This window comes from Paenibacillus cellulositrophicus, assembly GCF_009363095.1.
In the GTDB taxonomy this organism is placed as follows: domain Bacteria; phylum Bacillota; class Bacilli; order Paenibacillales; family Paenibacillaceae; genus Paenibacillus_AQ; species Paenibacillus_AQ favisporus.
Genome location: NZ_CP045295.1, coordinates 5493299 through 5514058, shown reverse-complemented (window position 1 = coordinate 5514058; position 20760 = coordinate 5493299). Strand labels below are relative to the sequence as shown.

Below are 20760 nucleotides of genomic sequence, written 5' to 3'. Positions count from 1 at the left end.
TACGCCTAAACTAAGCTCTCTCGACGGCAATCTGCACCTCCGCGACATAAGCTTCAGGATCGCCTGTCTGTTCATGAGGGATGCAAATTTCTCGCCGCGGCTCGTTTTCGATCATTCGATAACCATTTCGCTCAATCCACAGCGCCAGTTCCGTGCTTGCAGTGCAGCGGCTCGTCGTCCGGCAATGATGGATCAGCGTGGCCATTAGCGGAATGCCCGGCAACCGTTGGACTGCAAAGGGCGGCCGGCTTGGCATTTTGTCGGATAGCAGCCGAGCTGCTTCAATGTCCATATCTTCATCGCTTTCCTCAGAGCCATGCCACAAAATGATCTGCGATAAGGACGTTCGACCGGCATTGCCCAAATAATCGTCCAGCTGCCGAAACATCTCCGGAATTTGCCGAAAACAAGTTCTTTGCCGATAAGACACCACCAATTGCGGTTCCACTTCTTTCAGCACGACATCATGCGTCCCCCCCTGTTTTCCCTCATGCTCGATGGCGTCTAGCCGTTCTTGTATGCGAACCAACTTGACCTGCTCTTTGTCCACAATGGACTGAATCTCGTGCTGCTTGATCCGGAACATCCCTCTGATTTGCTCAAGCGGAATTTGCTCGTCGATCATCCGGCGAATTTGCTCCAACGAGAACCCCAGTTCTTTGTAGGCCAAAATGCGGTGAAGCTGAAATAACTGATCGGCAGTGTAGTATCGGTATCCAGAGTAAGGATCGGTATGGGCCGGCTTGAGCAAATTCAGCTGGTCGTAGTACCGAAGCGTCTTGACAGACACTTGGCTTATCTTCGAAAAATCGCTGATTTTGAACATAAATGCACCCCTCAATATCAAATATTGCGCTTCTGCTCACTTCTTCCGAAGTATAACTTTCCCGTTAAGGGGAGAGTCAAGCTGACGGCGAAAAAAGAAAATTTAGAACAGTTCCACCGCCGTTATCTTGTCCAATTCGACTGAGCGGACTTCCGAACAGAAAAAGAGCCGCACATCAATGTGCAGCTGGTACAACTGGCTCTAGGGCCGACAGGTCATTAAAAGCCGACAAAAGCCCGGATGTGGGTAGCGACATAATCTGCATGATCTTCCAGTGCAAGATGTCCGGCATCAAGCAGATTGAAATCGACGTTCTTCAAATCTTTCTGGTAAGGGTACGCGCCGGATGCAGGGAAAATGACGTCGTTCTTCCCCCACTCAATCCGGTTTGGCTGGTGTTGTTCGCGAAAATATGTTTCCATTCTAATGTGAACTTGATCGGAAAGCCGCCCGGTCGCGATCTCAGGCTTCGCGATAGAAAATGTTCAGGCCGTCCATCTCTGTCGTACGATAATAAGTCATGGGAATCCTCCTTGGAGATTTGGTTCCTTCGAGTCCGAGTTTCAGTTTCGGCGGATGAAGTCTGCAACGAGACGTCCAATTTCATTCGGTGCATCTTCCAGACAATAATGACCCACGCCTGCAAGCCGATGAACGGGAGCATCGGGGAACAACTCCGTGAACAGCGGCAGAAAATGTTCAGCATGCAGCGTGCGATCAGACTCTCCCCAAATGGCCATTGCCGGCTTCGTGCGAATCATTCGGATGGCTTCGGTATTAGGTACTTCAAACTGGTGCGCGCCTGTAGCATACCCTTTTGCCCAGCCGATCGCACCGAGACAATCCGACGGATCGGCAAAGTGTGAGCCGTAAGCTGCCAGCCAGGTGTCGGTAATCAGGGTATTGTTCTCAAAACCGTTCAGTTTGAGCGTGCTGAGAATATTAAAACCGAGTTGGCCCAACACGGCCTCGAGACTCCCATCCTTCTCCGCCTGAACAACCCATTGGAACCAGGGCGAGACGCCAACATTGGCGGTCAACCTGCCTCCGAGGCTGGACTGGCCGAATGGTGTCGGCCCATTGGTCGAGATCAGCCTGCGGATGCGATCCGGATGTCGGGCGGCGAGTCCCATCCCCACTGGCCCGCCAAAATCGTGCATAATCAACGTAATATCCCGCAGGTCTAGCGCAAGCACGAACCGTTCGAGATTGTCGATATGATCTTGCAGCCAGTAGCTACGATCCTGAGGAGTCGCACTTTTGCCGAACCCCATATGATCAGGGACAATGACACGACTGTCCGGGCTCAGGACCGGGATGAGGTGCCGAAACAGATAGCCCCAGGTCGGCTCGCCATGAAGACAAAGCACGGTCTCACCTCCGTGCGGCCCTTCGTCAACATAGTGCATGGCAAACCCGGGAGCGTCGGTGAAATGTGGTGTGAATGGGTAGGTACCGTCGCAATCCGCAAGCGGATTGCGGTTGAGGTAATAAGGATACGTCATGAGAAATGTTCCCCCTTAGAATTGAATCGGAAAATCTGGCTGTTCGAAACAATAAAAACTCTTCCTTCGGTCATAATTGACGAGCAGCATGATGTGGTCAGTGGTAAGTGCTCGTTCGCCGTTAGATGTCTAAGCGGTTGGCGTCAAATGACGGGTAAACGCCCAGAATAATAGTGCCAGGAAGCTAATGGCTGAGCCTAATAGGCATACACCAGTCCAACCAGCCCACGCATAAACGAACGTCGAGATGAACGAACCAACAGCGCTGCCGAGAGAATAGAAAATCATATATCCGGCCGTAAGCCGGCTATGAGCCTCGGGTCGCACACGGTAAATCATGCTTTGATTCGTGACATGTACAGCCTGTAACCCAAGATCAAAGACGATTACGCCAGCAACCAAAGCCCACAGGGAATGAATAGTATATCCCATTGGTAGCCAAGATAGCGACATGATGAGCAGTCCGATGCCGGTAACTTTCTGGCTCAAGCCGCGATCCGCCAACTGCCCTGCCCGGGCCGCACCCAACGCTCCAGCGGCGCCAGCTAGACCAAACAGACCAATCTCCGTATGGGAGAGTGAAAAAGGCGGTTGGCTGAGTGGAAACACCATCGGCGTCCACAAGACCGAAGTCGAGGTAAAGATCAGAAAGGCGATTAAAGCGCGTATGCGCAAAATCGGCTCCTCCACGAACAACAGGAAAACCGAGCGCAATAATTGCGGATAAGCGATCGTTTCCTTCACCTTGTCGTGTGGCGGTAGCACACGAAACAACATAACGGTGATAAGCAGCGTCAATGCCGCCGAGACGAAATAAATCGCCCTCCAGCCCGCGAGATCGGCCATGAACCCCGCGATGGTCCGCGCCAGCAAAATACCGATAACAATGCCACTCGTCACCGTCCCAACCACACGGCCGCGTTCGGACGGTGCTGACAATACGGCCGAGAATGCAACCAGCACCTGCGTGACCACCGCGAGTAACCCAACCAAAGCGCTGCTGATAAAGAGCAGCGTGCTGTTTGGGGCGAAACCGACAGCGGCGAGCATCGCAACGGAGAACGCTGACTGAGCGACGATCAACCGTCGGCGGTTCAGTAAATCGCCAAGCGGCACCAACAGCAGAAGGCCAAGTGCATACCCGATCTGGGTGATGGTGACAACACCCCCGACAGTCGACTCACGGATGCCGAACTCGACTGCCATCGCGTCAAGCAGTGGCTGTGCATAATAAACGTTCGCTACAGCAAGCCCGCAAGCGACAGCAAACAACAACGAAAGTGCACGCGACAGCGATGAATGGGACGCGGAAGTGCGAGCATCGGGTGTACTCGAGGAAGGTGGCCCGGTACTCCAGTTTTCTGCAGCACCTCCCTCCGCTATGTCATGAAAGCTTTTCAAATCTCCCCACACCTTTCTGGTTAGATTGCTTGGGGTTAACCATATCTAGTTACATACTGAAAAGTATATTATACCGATCGGTATGTAACTGGATAAAAAGAAATATACATTAGATATTCGTTATTTGTCAAGGATAAATTGAAAAAATTTGACTACTTCTTCACCGTAAGATATGATTTTAATATACTGAACGATATACAAAGGAAGAGGATAGCTTATGGTTCGCCCTAGGGAGTTTAATGAAGAGCAAGCACTACATGCCGCGATGGAACTGTTTTGGGAGAAAGGCTACGAAGCGACTTCATTAAGCGATTTGACGGCAAAAATGGGAATTCAACGGCCTAGTCTCTACGCCGCGTTCGGAGATAAGAAAGAGCTTTTTGAAGCCGCGCTTCGCAAATACAATCAATTTCACGCTTCTTATGTGCGCACACGGCTGCAGAGCGTACCATCCGTTAAAGAAGCGTTGCGCTCTTTCTTTATGGGCATTGTGGCGGAAGCGTACGAGGAAGTGCCAAACCGGGGATGTTTTTGTCTGAATGTCATGGTCGAGCTGGCGCCGCATGATGCCAAATTTGAAGTACTGACCAGAGAGCACCAGATGTATTTGGCGGCGATTTTTCAGGAAACCATTGAACGGGGGATACGTTCCGGCGAACTGGGAAAACATGTGAATGCCAAAGCGCTCGCCCAGACACTGGTCGTTTCAATGATTGGACTCACCGTGTTAATGAAATCCCGTCCCGATCGAACATTTGCGGACAACGCCGCGGCAACCGTTGTCGCTTTGCTGGAGTAGAATCATTTGTTTCAATCAGGTGCAAGGGCAACTACGAGTTAAACTTGAATTCATATTGTGAGTGGGAGGTTCGATCCGGATCAATTGCGCACCATCTTTTCCACAAAGCCAAACCGTCTGAGCTATTAGTTACCGAAATCAGTTGCACTACACAATGCTAAATGAAGTCCGAACAGTGCCGTGAGTAACTATTTGTCTCAATCCGTAGTGCGTCGAACGAACAATACATCCAGCGCGTTTCCTACGGAATGACCCTATTGAATTGCTTCAGCCTATTTTTCTCTTCGACAGTGAAAATGGACCGTTCATATCCGGCTTGACATTTAACTATAGAGTTTCCTCTAACTATTAGACTCTTTGGCTTTACTCCAGCCGATGAGAGAGCTACGGCAATGGGGAAGAGAAAATTATTTACATGTCGAGGCAGCAAGAGTCAACTACGATCTAACTTACAGTGATGATTTACTACCTCAATAAATTAAGGTCCATATAAGCGGGGCTTTTACTTAAACGATCCTAATTTATAATTACAACTTTTACTCTGGTATGGATACTTTCCTCTTACGCATAAGACGTAGTCGATAAAGAAAACGATCATCAGCGACATTGCGCCGATCAAAAGCGGTGTGCTAAAGGCTTCGTAGGAGAAAGGATTGCCTTCGAGTTTGAGATGGTCGGTTGCGCGGTTCTCCAAGCGTTTCACCGCAAATTTTTCCGTACGACGTCCTCTTGCTTGGCCAAATCCTCGATCGCGGGGTCCATTGCGAATCGATCTGGCGCACTACTGTACAAAAAGAGAATCTCATTACTTTTGCCGGTATCGTTCCAGCGTTTGATGTCGTCCGCAGCCAGCGACTTCTCATCGGCTACGATAACGATCATTTTATCCAATCCCGGTACAGTCGCGATTTGATACCTGGCGATCAGGCTCAATCGATGCTTGGTAATAATCGGTTCATCCGAGCTTGAGACGGTTATCGTGTTAGTCGTTCCCGAGGCAGAGTATGTATAGTACGCCGAAGCCTATCGTGAAGGATTTAAGCTGTTCAAACGTTGGATTGAAGACTTGCTCAAACCTACAGACTTAGCAACGTTATCGTCGGCATGGAACCTCCTGGTCACTACTGGTTTAGCCTAGCACGCTGGCTTGTCGATAAGGGCTTTGAAGCCGTTCTGGTTAATCCTCATCTCGTCAAAAAGAACAAAGAAAACCGGGATAATACACCGTCGACTTGAAAAATATTGTCTTAGACTGCCGCTGCTTTTATTGTGCTATATTCTCCCGTTAAAACCAGAACGTTTACGTCGATAATATTGTCTTCGTATTCACTAGTTCCATTTCCATAAACACATCCGCTCTTACATAGGGCATGGGCCTGATCTGCTCGACAGGAACGTGCTTGAATCCAACCGATTCATAAAGATGAACGGCGTTTGGTAGCTTGGTGCTGCTGCCTAAAAACAGCGATGTTGCGCCAAGCCCACGTGCGTGGTTTATGGCGGCATGAATGATCTTCCGTCCGTATCCACGCCCCCGCAACTCGGGTGTAACGCTCATCTTCGAGAGCTCGAACACGCCAGCCCCAGTCGGCACGAGTGCAACGCATCCGACGATCGAATCGCCATCGCGTGCGATGAGTACGTCTCCTCCTCTGTTCATGATGTTCTCCACCGGGTTATCGAGGATGACCCGGTCCGCCTCTTCGATGGTGAAGATTAGGGCGATCCATTCCTCGTTAAGTGTTTTGAAGGCCAGAGCTTCTTCGAGCGTCTGCATCGAAGTGATCGTGAGCACTGTTTCATGCATGCTATGTTTCCTCCTCTTGTTAACCTGCCGTTTAATTGTTAGTATTCCATTACATCGTCGCCCATAGCATCGGTCCTGACATCAAATAAACAGCAAGTCATTGAAGCCATCGCCGTTCGTTTCATGGGTATGTCCTGCGGGTCTACCTGCCTTGTGCTTTATCGCCCCTTAATGTCATACAAGTGCTTGAGGCATGAGCGATGAGTTTACCGTTCTCGTCAGTAATATTGCATTGGATGAACCCAATTGTTTGTCCCCGCTTATACAGCGTAGCATGAGCTTTTATTTTGGCGTTCCAAACAGGTCTAAAAAAGTTTACTTTCATCTCGATCGTGGTGAAGGTTTCGTCTTTTTGCAACGTAGATCCGTAGGCAATTCCCATGGCCATGTCGGCAAGAATGCCAATGATGCCGCCGTTGCATGTGCCTTGCGGATTCGCGTGTTGTTCCGAAGCCTGCATTTCATACGTGGCCTCGCCATCTTCTACGTTAATTAGCTTCAGTCCCATAAGGCGCTCAACGGGAGACTGCTCCAATTCTCCGTTCAGCACTTTCCGATAATGCTCAAGAATGGTCATTTTGCATATTCACCTGCTTCTTTCCTATGTCTCTGAATCAAATTATTCATCACCAGCGCGATGATCACGATGAAGGTCCCTGCAAACTGCAACCTTCCGACTTCAACGCCCTGGAGGGCACTGATCGTGACTGTCGTAACAGGGACGTTGTTCATAAATAGCATGCCGTTCTCCGGCTTCAAAATTTTATTGCCGACGTTCCATGTGAACACGGCAAGTACACCTGCGATCAAGATCATATACAGCAGTTCCGACCCTGCGCTTCCGATCCTCTCCGCGCTTGGCATCGTCAAGGCTCCGAAAACCGTTGCCGACAGCACGATTAAAATATTCATCAAGGATCCGAAGCACGTTGTCAATGCGGTGTAGCGAAGCGGCGACCAGCCTGCAAATTGACTGCCACCCATCGTATAGACGACCCAGCATAGAGCACCGAGCATAATCAGCAGACTGGCGCCAATATGCTCCTTTGTTTGAACGATTAGGGAAGGATCTCCATTTGTTATGACTAGCAGTGCGCCTGAAAGCGCAATGAAAATTGAAATAAAAGTAGACAGCTTGGGTTTGCTTTTATTCATAGCCCAATTTACGCACGTCGTCATTAATGGCATTAACGCCATGATAACGGAGGCAATGATTGCGCCTGACGGTCCGCTGAGCTGTTGTCCGACAAAGGTAAGAAAACCGAAGCCCGAAAACCCTGCAGCGCCAAAAATCAACAACTTCCACGATTTCCCTTCCAATCGGAGAACGTTCTTCCCTTCGAAAACGATCAGCATTCCCAGAAGAATGAGGCCAGCACATATGTAGCGAATCGTTGTGAAATAGAACGGATCGAGAACCTTCAAAGCAACTTGCATGACGGGAAACATACCTCCCCACGCCAACACAGGAATCAAACAATAGGTGATACCCGTTAGTAATGTGTTTCTGTTCATACTCAAAACCTTCTTTCTTGTGCTACGCGGATTTTCCGGCGGACTTGATCAGAACCTCCTTTTTTCCATCATAAACGAATATGAATAGAACAGATCGAGAAGACTAGAACAGAAGACAGGAGTTCCTATATAATAGAAACACATGTGCAAGTGCGTATTTAAGGGTTAATGGTATTTGGGGGGCAAAACATATGAAAAAAACAGTTCTTTCAAGCGGATGTGCAGGCAAACTGTTTGAACAAATCTATGACTATATTCTGGATCGGATCCGTCGAGGAGAATGGAAGCCGCGTGAGAAGCTTCCATCCATCCGCTCGCTGGCGATGGAATTCAATGTGCATCGACTGACGGTCTTTAAAGCTTATCAGCTACTGAAGGAGAATCGGATCGTCGAAGCGAAGGACAAATCCGGCTATTATGTGAGACCGGACAGCAGTCTTCCTGTAGATTCGCTGAATAATCCGATCATTTCCGCTTACGTACATGAAAGCCATCTTTCTGAAATCCATCAGGTGCAAGCCGAATATGTACTGTCGAGATCGCTGCTCGACCCGAACCTGCTCCCCAATCTTTATTTTTCGGAGTATGTGAAGCAAGTGTTCGATTTATATCCCAAAATGCTCGGCACCTACTTTACCGCGCAAGGAGACCAGGAACTGCGGGATGCGTTGTGCCGTTACTTTACCGATTGCCATAGGTTTCACTTGTCTGCAGACGAATTGTTGATCACTTGCGGATCGCAGGAGGCCATGGATTTGGTTGCCAGAGCACTGGTCAAGCCGAGAGATGCCGTTATGTTGGAGCGTCCTACCTACAGCACGGCGATTGATATTTTCAGAAGGCAAGGCGCAGCTATCGTTCCGGTTGAGATCTACCCGTACGGCTACGATCTGGAGCAGGTAGAGAAGCTGATGCAAGCCTACAAGCCGCGGCTGTTTTATCTGAATCCCACCTTTCAAAGTCCAACAGGCTATATCGTACCCGCCGAACAAAGGAAAAGGCTCGTTGAGCTTGCCGAGCGGTATCAATGTCTGCTATTAGAGGACGATCCTTACCGCGACATTTATTTTGGCGAAGAGCCGCCACTGCCTCTTTTTGCTTACGATACGGCAGGATGGGTCATTTATCTTCGCAGCTTCAGCAAATATATCGCTCCCGGCCTCGGCATCGCCATCGTTGCTTGCCGCCCTTCCATCATGAACTACCTGATAAAAGCCAAATTGTTGTCGGACAGCGGGACGCCTTTGGTGAATCAGAAAATTTTTTTGCATTATTTTTTCTCCGAGCGGCTGCAGCAGCATATGGAGAAGCTTCGCATTGCGCTTGCGGTCCGCAAGGATATCGTAGAACAGGAATTGTCCGCTACCGACTGGCAGTGGAACTCCCCTGCAGGCGGTTTCAACTTATGGGTGAAGCTTCCGGATACGGTGGAGATTGAACGTTTACTCAGTACATGCATCAAGCAATCAATCACCTTTGTGCCCGGAGCGATTTGCGATCCGCTCAAGGAGTACAAATCATGGATACGCCTCAGCTATTCCTATCTGAATGAACAGCTATTGAGAGAAGGCATCCAGAGACTTGTCGAATTGGCAGACGGGGTTTGAAAGGATGAAAAAATACCACTTCCGGCCTCGCGTATGCCCAAATTGTACCTGCAAACTGTTCAATTGGATAATAGCGTAGCAAAAAGAGCGAGCGCTCGTGGAAAAATGACCGCGAACCTCACTCTTTCTTTTGCTATATCGATGGCTATTTTAACCATGACCGCAGTCGATGGTCTCACGCACTTCTATCATTTTATCCAAATACTTTAGGAACCCAACTCGTCCGCACCAAAAACGTTTGTGAATGGTTCCCGCTGAAATAAACGATAGAGCAAGCAGCGTTAGAGCAAAAAACGTAAGAATTCTCGGGTTCAGTGAGTTCTAATGCCGACGCTTTATGCAGGGACTTTATCGTTATGAGTTGGACGGTCTTGCCCTTTTCAACGCAGGAAGGGCATTCCGTTTTTGCAACTTTTGTATTATTAGATGCCGTACAGCAATTCATATGAAATCACTCCCTGTATGAAGTATTTTTTACTTCCTCAGTTCATTATCTCACCATTTGGTTAAAGAAAAAACCTGCACTTCATGAAACTGTCCGCTCGAATTATGAGGTCAGCCAGTTTTTACTGGTTGACCTCTTTTATGCTTAAGGGGTTTAGTACGGGTAGCCGGGGTAGAACGTCTCTGCCCGTGGGGCTTAGACCCCGTGTGCTAAACTGTTGACCCCCTACTTGTAGAAACATGTTTGAGGCTGGTTGAGACATCGATCTCGAATAACAAGCGAAGCTATGACACTACAATCGGGACTAGGGGCTACCGGTTAATTCATTCAATGAAGGTGATACGATCAAATGAACCCTGTTATCGGTTTGGATATTGCAAATGGAGGAAGTAGGGCCAAGCTTTCTTGGACAAGGGCCGTCCTTACGGCAAAAGCTTTACTATCCATCATACTCAAGAAGGATTGGAGGCCTTCACTCGTTCTTAAAGCTCATTGAGGAAGAAAGCAACCAACAGCCGATGGTGATCCTAGAGTCAACGGGGCACTACCACCTCCCCGTCACTCGATTCTTGGAGGAACATCATTTCCTGTTTGTTGTGGTAAATCCGATCCTGTCTTACCAGGCTAAGGAGTCTTCTACCCTCCGCAAGGTCAAGACCGTTACGGTAGACGCCTACGCCCCTCTGTGAGTTGCACTACAAAGAAAACTTTGAACACTACAAAACAAGAGGCGTTCAACTGCTGAACCTCCGAAACTTAACAAGACAGCATGACGCAATCACGGGTCTATATATTCAAATAAAGCCGCAGTTCCAAGCCATATTGTATCATGTATTTTCCTGAATACAAGGGTGTTTTCGGGGATCTTCATTCTGCGGTGTCGTTGAAAACCTTGTTGGAGTTCCCGACCTCTGATGCCGTTCGGAAAGCCGGTAAACCGAAGATATCGGAGAAAATTGCATCTTTGCGCCGCTCTGAAAAGTGCGCAACGGATAAGGCCGAAACCTTACTGGCCGCAGCCACACGGAATCCCTTCCGTAAGGCACCGTTCCAAAGCCATCTAATTAGCCTTGAAATGTACATCAGCATGTTACTTCATTATCGAGAGCATCTTACCGCCTTGGAAAAGCAAATGGATGCCATCGCTAATGAAATCGAAGAATATAAAATTATCCAATCGATAAACCCGGTATCGGATGAAAATCGATGTAAACATGTTTAGAAGTGAAAATTGACATATCTAGAAATGCAGATATAATAATATGCATGGATACATTGTTGATATTTAAAGCATTGTCTAATGAAACTCGTGTGCAAATTTTGGAGTGGCTAAAAAAACCGGATGCAAATTTTGGGCCTCAATTGTATTTGCCGCCGGATTCCGATTTCAAAGGAGGGATATGCGTAGGAAGCATACAGGAAAAAACAGGACTGGCCCAATCCGTCGTTTCCAACTATTTGCTGCTGATGAAGAAAGCCGGGCTGCTCGAATCCCGGCGTTACGGACAATGGACGTACTACCGGCGAAACGATGAAACGTTTATGCAGCTAGCCGATTTTATTAAGAATGAAATGTAAGGCAGGCAGTCGCCATCGTGAGGCTGCCTGTTCATTTACATTTAACATCTAAAAAAATAGATATACAGATAAATGTATTTATGGAGGAATAAACAATGAAACGTAGCGGTTCGTTATTTTTTATTGCACTTGGCATTTTTGGCATCATTAATACTGAACTTGGTGTAGTCGGCCTACTGCCAGCGATTATCGAGAAGTATGGCGTGACGGCTTCACAAGCGGGCATGCTTGTCAGCTCTTTTGCATTTATTATAGCCCTGTTTGGCCCATGGATGACGCTTCTGATGTCCGGATGGAACAGGAAAAGGGTGCTGGTCGGAATTCTCGCGCTTTTTGCCGTCTCCAACCTCGCTTCGGCTTTTGCGCCGATCTTTCCGCTTCTCCTGGTATTTCGGATCGTTCCTGCGCTGTTTCATCCGGTTTATTTCTCTATCGCTTTCGTATTGGCTGCTATATTGTCAGATAAAGAGCGGGTCGCACAGGCCAGCGCGAAAGTATTTTTAGGGGTCAGTTTCGGCATGGTACTTGGTATCCCGATGACGTCTTACGTTGCGGAGCAGTTTTCGTTAGAGGCTGCGTTTATATTCTCGGCAGTTGTGAGCGGGGCTGCTGGTCTGGGGATTTACTTAAGGGTTCCTACCGAAACGAACGACCGGAAGCCGACATCAATCGGAGCGCAACTTAATGTATTGCGAAAGCCAATGCTGTGGCTTAATATTGCAGCAGCCTGTTTTATTCTCGCCGCTATGTTTGCCGTGTACAGCTACTTTGCCGAATATATGGGACAGCATTTAAACATGAGCGGGAACATGGTGAGTATGTTATTGGTCGTCTTTGGTGCCAGCGGTATGGCGGGCAACTGGTATGCTGGAAAGTTGCTCGGCAAGTATCTAACGAGAACGACGCTGCTTTATCCGATCGCTTTGGTGGTGTGCTACATCCTCCTTTACAATGCAGGGGCGTCGCTCATGTGGCTTATCGGCATTGTTGTACTGTGGGGAGCCGTGCATACAAGTGGGCTTATCGTCAGTCAAATCTGGCTGACATCGGAAGCGTCCGAAGCACCGGAGTTTGCAAACAGTCTTTTCGTATCCTTCTCAAATCTTGGTGTCACAATCGGTACGGCCGTAGGAGGCTGGCTGATTGCTATCTCCGATACGGGGGAAATCGTGTGGGGCGGAATACTGTATGCTACGCTTGCCTTGATATGTATCGCCACAAGCTCCGGATTGCGGGCGAAGTCGAAAGTAGCGTCTGTGGTGGACGGGAAACAATAAAGGAATTGGTGTAAAGCATTTATTCCTTGTTCTATAAAAAAGGGATGTCCGAAATCAGCTATCGGTACAAATTCATGTGGGGAATCTGTCTTCTTTTGAGATAAAAATTCGAATAACATCTCCACTAAGTTTTGCATCTTTATTGCCGATTCATTTATTTTACCATATTTCATGAAGAACTCGAAAAACTGACGACCATCCGATGCACCTGTACGGTCACTTGATTCAAGTACTAAGCAAGAACGGGAAAACCTCTTGTAGGATCTCCAATCATCAAGGATTCGTTGAACTTGAAGCCGGATGAAGAATACGTTATCGAATTCGAAGCAAACAATGAAGGAATTAGATGTTCCATTGTCATGATCTGTATCACGCCTCTACCGATATGGTTCCGGAATTAAAATATACAGAATATAAAACTAACTGTAGGATCTCCAATCATCAAGGATTCGTTGAACTTGAAGTCGGATGAAGAATACGTTGTCGAATTCGAAGCAAACAATGAAGGAATTAGATGTTCCATTGTCATGATCTGTATCACGCCTCTACCGATATGGTTCCGGAATTAAAATATACAGAGTATAAAACTAACTTTGTTGCAGATCCGAACGCCGGAAATAAGCCAGAATAGAAGCAGACTTGATATGAGCGATTATGATTTTGTTGGAGCAAGAAAATAATGTTTAGTGCAGAGGCAGTTGATCCTGTTTGCGATCAACCGCCTTCTACTTTTATCCATTACTCTCCAGGATGGTCGTGGCGTATCTGCAAAATGGCTTTCCCTTTCAGGCATGCGGGGAACGTACCGGATGAGAGATTATGTTATTGTCAAAGAACGGTCGAGGATGCGTCCCTCTACCATCCGTTTCATTTTTGAGGTCAAATCGGACCCTTCTCTCGAAAAATTTGTGAATAAAAAAACGGCAGCACCAAACTCTTAATTGAGCTTGGTGCTGCCGCAACTTATCGGGTAACTGCATCTAAATATTAATTTATTACTATACGTGGATTATATGATTGTAATATCCACTCTCCATTTTCAAATATAAAGCACAATCCAGTAATATTGGCTACCTTTAAAAAAGGTAAATCATCTGTAGATTCAACTTTTTCATAAAAATAACCATCACTTGAAGTAAGAAAACACTCCCCATTGACTTCTCTAAGGTATAGTTTATCAGGAAGATTGTGTCTCTTCCATGTAAAATGAGGGAAAGATATTTTTTTAGGTGTTTGTGATTTTGTAGATTCCGAAAGCAACTCAATCCATACCTTTGAACTGTCCGAAAGGGCGTGATCCGATGTTGAAAAGTTCAATAGTATTTGCTTTATTTCTGAAATATTCTTGTTTTTGAAAACTTCAAAAGTGGACATCTCTAAAGCTGCGCTTCTCGAACGCACACCTGCTAAATATATGTTCGCGGCTAAATTGTTAGGAAGGCCTAATTCAACAAACATAGCAAGTGAAGTATATAACTGAACCACGTTCTCTTCTGTTTCATGATCAAATAATTGAGAAACAGCGTGTATAATCCATGGCAACGTAAAGCCATAGTAGTCTTTTGAAATTTCAGCCGCATCTTGTTCAAACGTCATTATTGTAGCGAGCGCATCTCCACTTATCCAAGCGCGGCGTATTTTATCTAAACCCGCTTGTTCTGGTACGAAGTTCATTAAATTATGTGCTTTTTGAATGCTCCAAATTTCTAGTTCACGAATAATATTATCTACCAACTCAATATCATCATTTTCGCCAACAGAAGATTGAATGAATGTCATAGCAAGATTTCTAAAAAAATCAATATCCTCTAACATAGCTTTAGACACTGACAGCGGAACGCCCGAAGAAATTAACTTTTTTCTATCCGTCCTATTTGGTATTCTGCGCAATAGAGCAGTGGTACGTGCTTGTAAAAGGGCTAAGTAAGATTCTTCGTTCTCGCTTTCTGCTTGAATAAGTGCCAGCGAATTTCTAAAGACATCATCAATCCAGTTTATATCGGCATCATCTGTACTAAAATCTTCATGCATTGCGAGAAGCTCATCATCTATAAAGTCAAAAATTCGATTTAACCACTTAGAAAAGTCATCACGAATATTAACATCAATAAAATCATTTGCTATTGTTTCAACAAGTAATGTGAAATCGGTTCCGGTACGATTTGCGTTCCTGCAAATAGCCTTTAAAGCAGCGAGTAATCCACTTCGCACTTCCTCCATTTGACGATTATCAAAATAATTTCGGGCAAGGCGTCTATCATTATTAACTTGCCACTGCGCTCTTGTTGTATCAATTGCATAAAGTATTTTTCCTTCAACATCAGAAAAAGCACGTCCTGCTCTTCCACAAATATTCCAAAAATCTCTATTGCTGATTGCTTCGTCACTATAATATGGAGTTGACACAATCACAGTCGAAATACCAACATTAACTCCTTGACCGAGTGTAGAGGAGGCAATGATTATTCGTGGAGGTTTAGAACGCATGAGCCTTTCAATAGCTATGCGAACAAGTGTGGGCAGTCGATTACTATGACATATGACCCCTTTTCTTGCGGATGTAAAAACGATATCGTCATTGCCCAGTTCTTCACTACAGACACTTTGAAAAACATTCCATAGAGAATCATCCCATTGATAATCTTCTGGATGCTCTCCCATTGCTATAAGCACACTATTAGCCAACCCATTAATTGAATTGGCTCTTGCGGAATATATCATGACTGTTCCGTTTTGAGCTAATCGAACTGCGGTCGCAGCTACAGCCTCATTCTTATTATTTGGGAAATGATTCCTTCTACGTCCAAATCCCAAAGGACCTTTTTGGATGAAATTAGGGTTAAACGGTTCGCCTTCACTTTTCCACTCCAACCTAACGCGCTTGCCATCCCAAAGTAATAAGCCCAACCGCTCCAAAGCGGGCTTCCAATCTGACCTTGCTACCAAATCCGCGTCGCCTGTAATCCATTGAGCCAGATCATCTGCATTTGGCAATACAGCTGATAAAAGTAACATTCTTATTTGATTTCTTGAAGCAAACTCCTTGATATGCGTAAGGAACATTTCATTTTTAATATATCTTTCTTCTGCACCTAACAAGTGTCCTTCGTCAACAACAATTAACTTGATTTCTTCTTCAAGTCCTGATCCACAACGAATAAGGGCTTTTGCCTTTTCAGGTGTGGCAATAATAACTTGTGATTCATTGATCAGTTCAAAGTCTGTAACATTGGCAGTTGAACCACCGTATAACTGTGAAACAGTAATGCTTAGTGGTCCGAATGTTCTACTTAAACTTTGCTCAATTTCAAAAGCCAGGGAGCGAAATGGTGCAAGATACAAAACTTTTGATAATACATGAGTAGATAAGGTTTTGAGGATAGCGATCTCTGCTATTCTTGTTTTCCCACCGCTTGTACGCAGATTAATAACAGCACCACTATTACCACCAATTGCAAGGGGCAATGCCGCTGTCTGAGATGGCCATATTTCTGTAACAGGAGATCTAAACCCGCTGAGTAAACGGATATATTTTTCAGTTATATACTTTTTTGGGAGAAACGGCGGCAAGATAGACCATAGAGATGAACTTTGAAAAGTAGAAAAGATAATTCTTAACAGCCGAATAACAAGCCAGTATAGCGTCAAACCGCTTTCGGAAGAAAGGTTCAATAACTTTTCTAAAATATCTTTTATTTGTGTAAAGTTCTCTTGATTGCCCGTGTGAATGAAATCAGTAACGATTAAAAAACAGCGTGCAATTTCATGCGATATTACCCATTCATCAAAATCACGAAGATATAATTTTTCGGGCACTTGCGTGAATAAAACATCACTTACAATTTGCAGCATAATTTCAAAGTCTTTTTTTATAAAACTAATGATTATTTGTCCTACTGTAAAATCAACATCGATATCATTAAGGACAATAAATGCACGTGAATATTGCTTAGTTGCATATAGCGACATCCCGGCAATCAAAAGATTATAGTTTTTCGTCTCAATTTCGTCAGAATTAAATTTAAATGCATCTGACAATATCTTTCCGGCCTTTTCTAGCACTACTAACCCTTCATCAGTTTCTGCATCTTCATTTTCTACCAATGAACAACCACAAGAAATCAAACTATACGCAATATGTGTTGCTTTTTCTGTAAGTGCAGAATCAAAATTAGGGAAATTTTCAGGGCGTTCTCTAACTTCTTGTAAAATTCGTCGTGCATCAGCTTGAGTTACGAGGTTTTCTATTCTGCTTTGTTCTAAACTACGAAGCAAAGATATTGCATAATCTGTAGGTATGCTCATATATTACTCTCCAATCGTGCAAATGCTTGTTGCACAATCGTCTCTGGTGATTCAAAATTTAGCGATATCATTAATAAATTATGGAGCTCACTCGAGGCATGGGTATTTACAATTCTTCTCGTATTGTGATTGCTCATAAGTAGACCAACATAATCTATTTGCAGTTGATTTGTTACAAATAATATAGCGCAATTCTGAACCTTCTTTGCCAACTCAGAATTACCAGCTTCAAACAAACGCTCAGCAACAAACATTAATGAAATAGGTAACCCTGCTTTGTTTGAACGTACAAGCCCGTCAACTATATCTACTACTGCTTGCTTATCTGGAACTCCTCTGAACTTTGATTCTCCAACAATAATACGCACCGGATCAGAATCCAAATCAAAAAGCAAAACATCGTCGCCTTTCATTGATTGCTCTACATTTGGATTGTATCTTAATCTATAAATAGGGAGTTCAGCCTCAGTCGTCTCACATAAATACTCTGCCAGAAAAACTTCAGCAAAATTTCCTTTCTGGGTTGAAAGATTCCGTGGATGTGGAGACAGAGGCATTGGCGCACCAATTATCCGTAAAGACTCAATTAAATCTCTACGGCGTTCCAGAGCCTCAGGACTAATGTGATGATTTTGTAATGCTACTGTCATGTGGTCAAGAAAAACATCATGGTGTCCATTTTCTATTAAACATCTATGAGGAACACCGTTAGTAGCGTTTTCATTAGAACATGTGAGTGATATGGAAAATGGATGGTATTCAGATGGATGTTTATTTATGATTGGCATGACTCCCGTCAACTCCCTATCAGTGGTTCGTGATTAACCAATAGAATCCTCTTACTGTAAGCCCTTCTCACGATAAACCTTCAATAATATCCCAATTTACAGATTCTAATATTCGGCAAAACTCGGGATTATTCCTTCTTTCACATCTACTTCGACAAAAAGAGCCGCCCTCAATGTAGGCATTCTGGTCAGTCTCGACATGATTCTCAAGCCATATGGAAACTGTTCAATTGAGCATTCAACCGACATTTCATATACATTCGACTGATGAATTGCGACAAGCTACACTTTCATCATCAGCTTCGTATATCTCGAAAAAAACAGGTACGTATATCTCGTTTTTCGTTTACTTTTCAGCGCTTGGTTTGTATATCTTAAAGCAGCTCCGGTATATCCAGAGCTGCTTTATTTTTATTTCATTAGTCCCTCCTGTTCATCACTATTTTTTTCAAAATCGGTCCGATTTTGCTTAATAAATGAAACGGATAGTAGAGGGATATTCAGAACCTCTATGTACCTTGACAACTACATACGAATTATTCGGTTCTATCCCTATATGACCTGAAAGGAAAGCCAAGATTCAGACTGAGCCACGACTCTTTTACTATTCGGAAACGAATGTCCAGCAAAATGCGAACGATTCCAGTCTTATACGTTTATGAATGGTAGTCCCATTCAAGGCGATGACACGCATGGAGGGAGAATGATACTTCCGCCTAAACACAGCTGAGTGCAATGGAGGTGGCCTGCTGCGATCCTAGAGGAAGCAAAGAGCCTATGAGAACGGCTCACCACCGATTGCCGGTTAAATCGAATCCCGTTTAATAAGGAGATCGCCTATGTCGGATGATGAAAATCAACCCATTGTTGAAACTGACCCTTATCAGCTTCTATTTCAGGACATGCCCAATGTCGTAACGGTCGAACAAATGTGTACCATGTTAGGCGGTATCAGTACCAAAACAGGCCGCAAATTACTCCAATCAGGACGCATTGCCCATTTTCGCATCGGTCGCTTCTATAAAATCCCGAAGCTGAGCATCATCGATTATTTACGGGAAATCATGGCCCTTGGCAAACCACGCGATCATGACACATTACAGCTTTGAATCATTTTTGATTCCGTTGTTATAATGAAAGTGTCGATGGTAGGAAGCCAGGGCTGCTATCCTGGGAGGGATACAAAATGGTAGCAGGCCACCTACAAGAAAAGAAAGGCAATTACTATATTGTTCTGAACTACAAAGATGAAGCAGGTAAACGTAAAACCAAGTGGATTGCAACAGGATTGCCCACAAAGGGCAATAAGAAGAGAGCAGAAGGTATGCTACAAGAAGCACGAAAGAACTTTGAAATTCCTTCTGAATCCGTTGAAGAGGAAGCAGCGCCACCAGTTGAGGAAGAAACAACACCTGATGAAGAAAGTCCAGCCGGCATTCTGTTCGCAGATTTCATGTTGGAATGGCTTGACATGATGAAGTATCAGGTTGAAGTGACGACTCATGCGGCTTATTGTTTTAATGTGGAGGGCAAAATTGCTCCTTATTTCAAAGAAAAGGGGATTTTGCTGGAAGAACTTCAAGCGAAGCATTTGCAAGACTTCTATCTGTTTGTCCTGAACAAGTACAAGATCACTGCCCACACTGCTCAGAAGTATCATGCGAATATTCGTCAGGCGTTGCAACATGCCTTTCGAATGGACATGATTCCCTCCAATCCGGCAGATAAGGTTGAGCGGCCTAAGAAGCAACAGTTTGTGGGAAGCTACTACACGAACGACGAGCTTAATCAGCTATTCGAAGCGGTGAAGGACGATCCTGTTGAACTGGCAGTATATTTGGCCGCGTTCTATGGCCTCAGACGGAGCGAAATTGTCGGATTGAAGTGGAGCGCTATCAATTTTCAGCATCAGACCATTTCGATTCGTCACACCGTCACTTCCATATCGTATAAAGGGAAACAGATCATTGTGGAGAAGGATCGTGCAAAGAATAAATCGAGTTATCGTACTCTGCCGCTCGTACCTGCCTTTTTTGAACTTTTGAAACGACTGTGGGAAGAACAACAACAAAATCGTGCCTTGTTCAAAGACTCCTATTGCTACAAATATGAAGAATACATCTACGTGAACAAACTGGGAGACCGAATCAAACCGGGATATATCACACAACATTTCCCGATTGTTCTCCAGAAGCATGAGCTAAAGCATATTCGTTTCCATGATCTTCGCCACAGTTGTGCGAGTTTGCTGCTTGCAAACGGGGTCAGCCTGAAAGAAATTCAAGAGTGGTTGGGGCATAGTCACTATTCCACGACGGCTAACATTTATGCTCATCTGGATTACAGCTCTAAGGTTTCATCGGCTCAAGTTATGAGCAACACCTTACAAATCCCAATCAAACAAAAAGCTCCTGAACCGTCACAAGGACCGATTCAAGAGCTGGTTCATTCTTAGGGTGGTGCGGTCAAGAGGACTCGAACCTCCACGGTATTGCTACCACTGGCACCTGAAGCCAGCGCGTCTGCCAATTCCGCCATGACCGCACATTTTGCCTCAACCTGTACCTCGGATAAAGGAGAGAACTACAGGAGAGAACTTGAAACAGTAATACCGATAAAACCGCATAACAACAAGGGTTTCGGGGAATTACAACCGACTTTCGCACAAGTACCTGAACCGTGCGCGTCTGCCAATTCCGCCACGACCGCAAATCGGTCGGTCACTCTTTGAAAGATTCAATCTTTCGCGGCGACAAGATAGATCATACCATGCTGGACAGGTATAGTCAACACTTTTTCAAAAAAAGTTTAACCTCCTTTTCATTCTGAACAATTTCCAGTTCCTATCTATTGAATAATCCAAGCATTTGCGGGTAAAATAAGAACATAAGTTCGTACAGGTGGTGA

Annotated in this window: 18 protein-coding genes, 1 tRNA gene and 4 pseudogenes; 11 read left to right on the top strand and 12 right to left on the bottom strand. The window is 45.2% G+C overall.

Translation table 11 applies throughout. The features are described 5' to 3' along the window. Nucleotides 1-10 precede the first annotated feature (10 nt). The 4 genes from GCU45_RS25265 to GCU45_RS25250 form a co-directional block, all read right to left on the bottom strand. Nucleotides 11-826, bottom strand: a complete 816-nt coding sequence (locus tag GCU45_RS25265) for a MerR family transcriptional regulator (RefSeq protein WP_152401371.1) — start codon at nt 824-826, stop codon at nt 11-13. A gap of 218 nt (nt 827-1044) precedes the next feature. Then, nucleotides 1045-1248, bottom strand: a complete 204-nt coding sequence (locus tag GCU45_RS25260) for an alpha/beta fold hydrolase (RefSeq protein ID WP_152401370.1) — start codon at nt 1246-1248, stop codon at nt 1045-1047. Between the two features lie 141 nt (nt 1249-1389). Then, complete coding sequence (locus tag GCU45_RS25255; RefSeq protein WP_152401368.1) at nt 1390-2331, bottom strand: alpha/beta fold hydrolase; 942 nt, start codon at nt 2329-2331, stop codon at nt 1390-1392. A 129-nt stretch (nt 2332-2460) separates the two neighbouring features. Then, on the bottom strand, nt 2461-3732 hold the full coding sequence (locus GCU45_RS25250) for an MFS transporter (protein ID WP_152401366.1): 1272 nt from the start codon (nt 3730-3732) through the stop codon (nt 2461-2463). A gap of 217 nt (nt 3733-3949) precedes the next feature. On the opposite strand from GCU45_RS25250, the gene GCU45_RS25245 reads away from it, so the two are divergent. Next, the gene (locus tag GCU45_RS25245; protein ID WP_152401364.1) at nt 3950-4531 is read left to right on the top strand and encodes a TetR/AcrR family transcriptional regulator; all 582 of its coding nucleotides are present in this window, start codon (nt 3950-3952) and stop codon (nt 4529-4531) included. Nucleotides 4532-5033: 502 nt separating this feature from the next. Here the strand turns inward: GCU45_RS25245 and GCU45_RS34590 are convergent. Next, nucleotides 5034-5554: pseudogene (locus tag GCU45_RS34590) on the bottom strand (hypothetical protein); the annotation flags it as partial. 7 nt (nt 5555-5561) lie between these two features. On the opposite strand from GCU45_RS34590, the pseudogene GCU45_RS34585 reads away from it, so the two are divergent. Next, nucleotides 5562-5761, top strand: a pseudogene (locus GCU45_RS34585) (IS110 family transposase); the annotation flags it as partial. Nucleotides 5762-5831: 70 nt separating this feature from the next. Here GCU45_RS34585 and GCU45_RS25225 read toward each other — a convergent pair. The 3 genes from GCU45_RS25225 to GCU45_RS25215 all read right to left on the bottom strand — a co-directional run bounded on the left by GCU45_RS25225 (nt 5832) and on the right by GCU45_RS25215 (nt 7853). Then, nucleotides 5832-6338 (bottom strand): GNAT family N-acetyltransferase, encoded by a 507-nt coding sequence (locus GCU45_RS25225; RefSeq protein ID WP_152401360.1) that lies wholly within the window; start codon nt 6336-6338, stop codon nt 5832-5834. 142 nt (nt 6339-6480) lie between these two features. After that, nucleotides 6481-6915: a PaaI family thioesterase gene (locus GCU45_RS25220; protein ID WP_152401358.1), complete on the bottom strand. Its 435-nt coding sequence runs from the start codon at nt 6913-6915 to the stop codon at nt 6481-6483. Next, complete coding sequence (locus GCU45_RS25215; RefSeq protein ID WP_152401356.1) at nt 6912-7853, bottom strand: DMT family transporter; 942 nt, start codon at nt 7851-7853, stop codon at nt 6912-6914. The genes GCU45_RS25220 and GCU45_RS25215 overlap by 4 nt, the downstream gene beginning before the upstream one ends. A gap of 191 nt (nt 7854-8044) precedes the next feature. Here GCU45_RS25215 and GCU45_RS25210 point away from each other — a divergent pair, with 191 nt between their 5' ends. After that, a complete protein-coding gene (locus tag GCU45_RS25210; protein WP_152401354.1) occupies nt 8045-9460 on the top strand; it encodes an aminotransferase-like domain-containing protein in 1416 nt (471 codons plus the stop codon). 193 nt (nt 9461-9653) lie between these two features. Here GCU45_RS25210 and GCU45_RS34580 read toward each other — a convergent pair whose 3' ends face one another. After that, nucleotides 9654-9905, bottom strand: coding sequence for a hypothetical protein (locus GCU45_RS34580; RefSeq protein ID WP_167527218.1), 252 nt, complete (start codon nt 9903-9905; stop codon nt 9654-9656). Between the two features lie 380 nt (nt 9906-10285). Here GCU45_RS34580 and GCU45_RS34485 point away from each other — a divergent pair, with 380 nt between their 5' ends. From GCU45_RS34485 to GCU45_RS34290, 6 genes and pseudogenes are all read left to right on the top strand, one after another. Further along, the gene (locus GCU45_RS34485; protein WP_152401352.1) at nt 10286-10594 is read left to right on the top strand and encodes an IS110 family transposase; all 309 of its coding nucleotides are present in this window, start codon (nt 10286-10288) and stop codon (nt 10592-10594) included. Between the two features lie 140 nt (nt 10595-10734). After that, nucleotides 10735-11127 (top strand): hypothetical protein, encoded by a 393-nt coding sequence (locus GCU45_RS25200; protein WP_152401350.1) that lies wholly within the window; start codon nt 10735-10737, stop codon nt 11125-11127. A gap of 44 nt (nt 11128-11171) precedes the next feature. Further along, the gene (locus GCU45_RS25195; RefSeq protein WP_152401348.1) at nt 11172-11483 is read left to right on the top strand and encodes an ArsR/SmtB family transcription factor; all 312 of its coding nucleotides are present in this window, start codon (nt 11172-11174) and stop codon (nt 11481-11483) included. Nucleotides 11484-11578: 95 nt separating this feature from the next. Next, nucleotides 11579-12760 carry an MFS transporter gene (locus GCU45_RS25190; protein WP_152401346.1) on the top strand — a complete coding sequence of 394 codons (1182 nt, stop codon included), beginning with the start codon at nt 11579-11581 and terminating at the stop codon, nt 12758-12760. Between the two features lie 184 nt (nt 12761-12944). After that, nucleotides 12945-13232, top strand: a pseudogene (locus GCU45_RS34295) (multicopper oxidase domain-containing protein); the annotation flags it as partial. Continuing rightward, nucleotides 13189-13391, top strand: a pseudogene (locus GCU45_RS34290) (multicopper oxidase domain-containing protein); the annotation flags it as partial. The pseudogenes GCU45_RS34295 and GCU45_RS34290, both read left to right, overlap by 44 nt. A 356-nt stretch (nt 13392-13747) precedes the next feature. Here GCU45_RS34290 and GCU45_RS25180 read toward each other — a convergent pair. Together GCU45_RS25180 and GCU45_RS25175 are read right to left on the bottom strand one after the other, a co-directional pair. Continuing rightward, nucleotides 13748-17065, bottom strand: a complete 3318-nt coding sequence (locus GCU45_RS25180) for a DEAD/DEAH box helicase (RefSeq protein ID WP_152401344.1) — start codon at nt 17063-17065, stop codon at nt 13748-13750. Then, a complete protein-coding gene (locus GCU45_RS25175) occupies nt 17062-17853 on the bottom strand; it encodes a Hachiman antiphage defense system protein HamA (protein WP_152401342.1) in 792 nt (263 codons plus the stop codon). The genes GCU45_RS25180 and GCU45_RS25175 overlap by 4 nt, the downstream gene beginning before the upstream one ends. Before the next feature lie 839 nt (nt 17854-18692). On the opposite strand from GCU45_RS25175, the gene GCU45_RS25170 reads away from it, so the two are divergent. Continuing rightward, nucleotides 18693-18962 carry a helix-turn-helix domain-containing protein gene (locus GCU45_RS25170; protein WP_152401340.1) on the top strand — a complete coding sequence of 90 codons (270 nt, stop codon included), beginning with the start codon at nt 18693-18695 and terminating at the stop codon, nt 18960-18962. Between the two features lie 77 nt (nt 18963-19039). Next, entirely contained in the window at nt 19040-20308 is a 1269-nt protein-coding gene (locus GCU45_RS25165) for a tyrosine-type recombinase/integrase (RefSeq protein WP_152401339.1), read from the top strand. A gap of 2 nt (nt 20309-20310) precedes the next feature. On the opposite strand, the gene GCU45_RS25160 is transcribed toward GCU45_RS25165, so the two are convergent. Continuing rightward, nucleotides 20311-20397, bottom strand: a tRNA-Leu gene (locus GCU45_RS25160). Nucleotides 20398-20760: the final 363 nt, after the last annotated feature.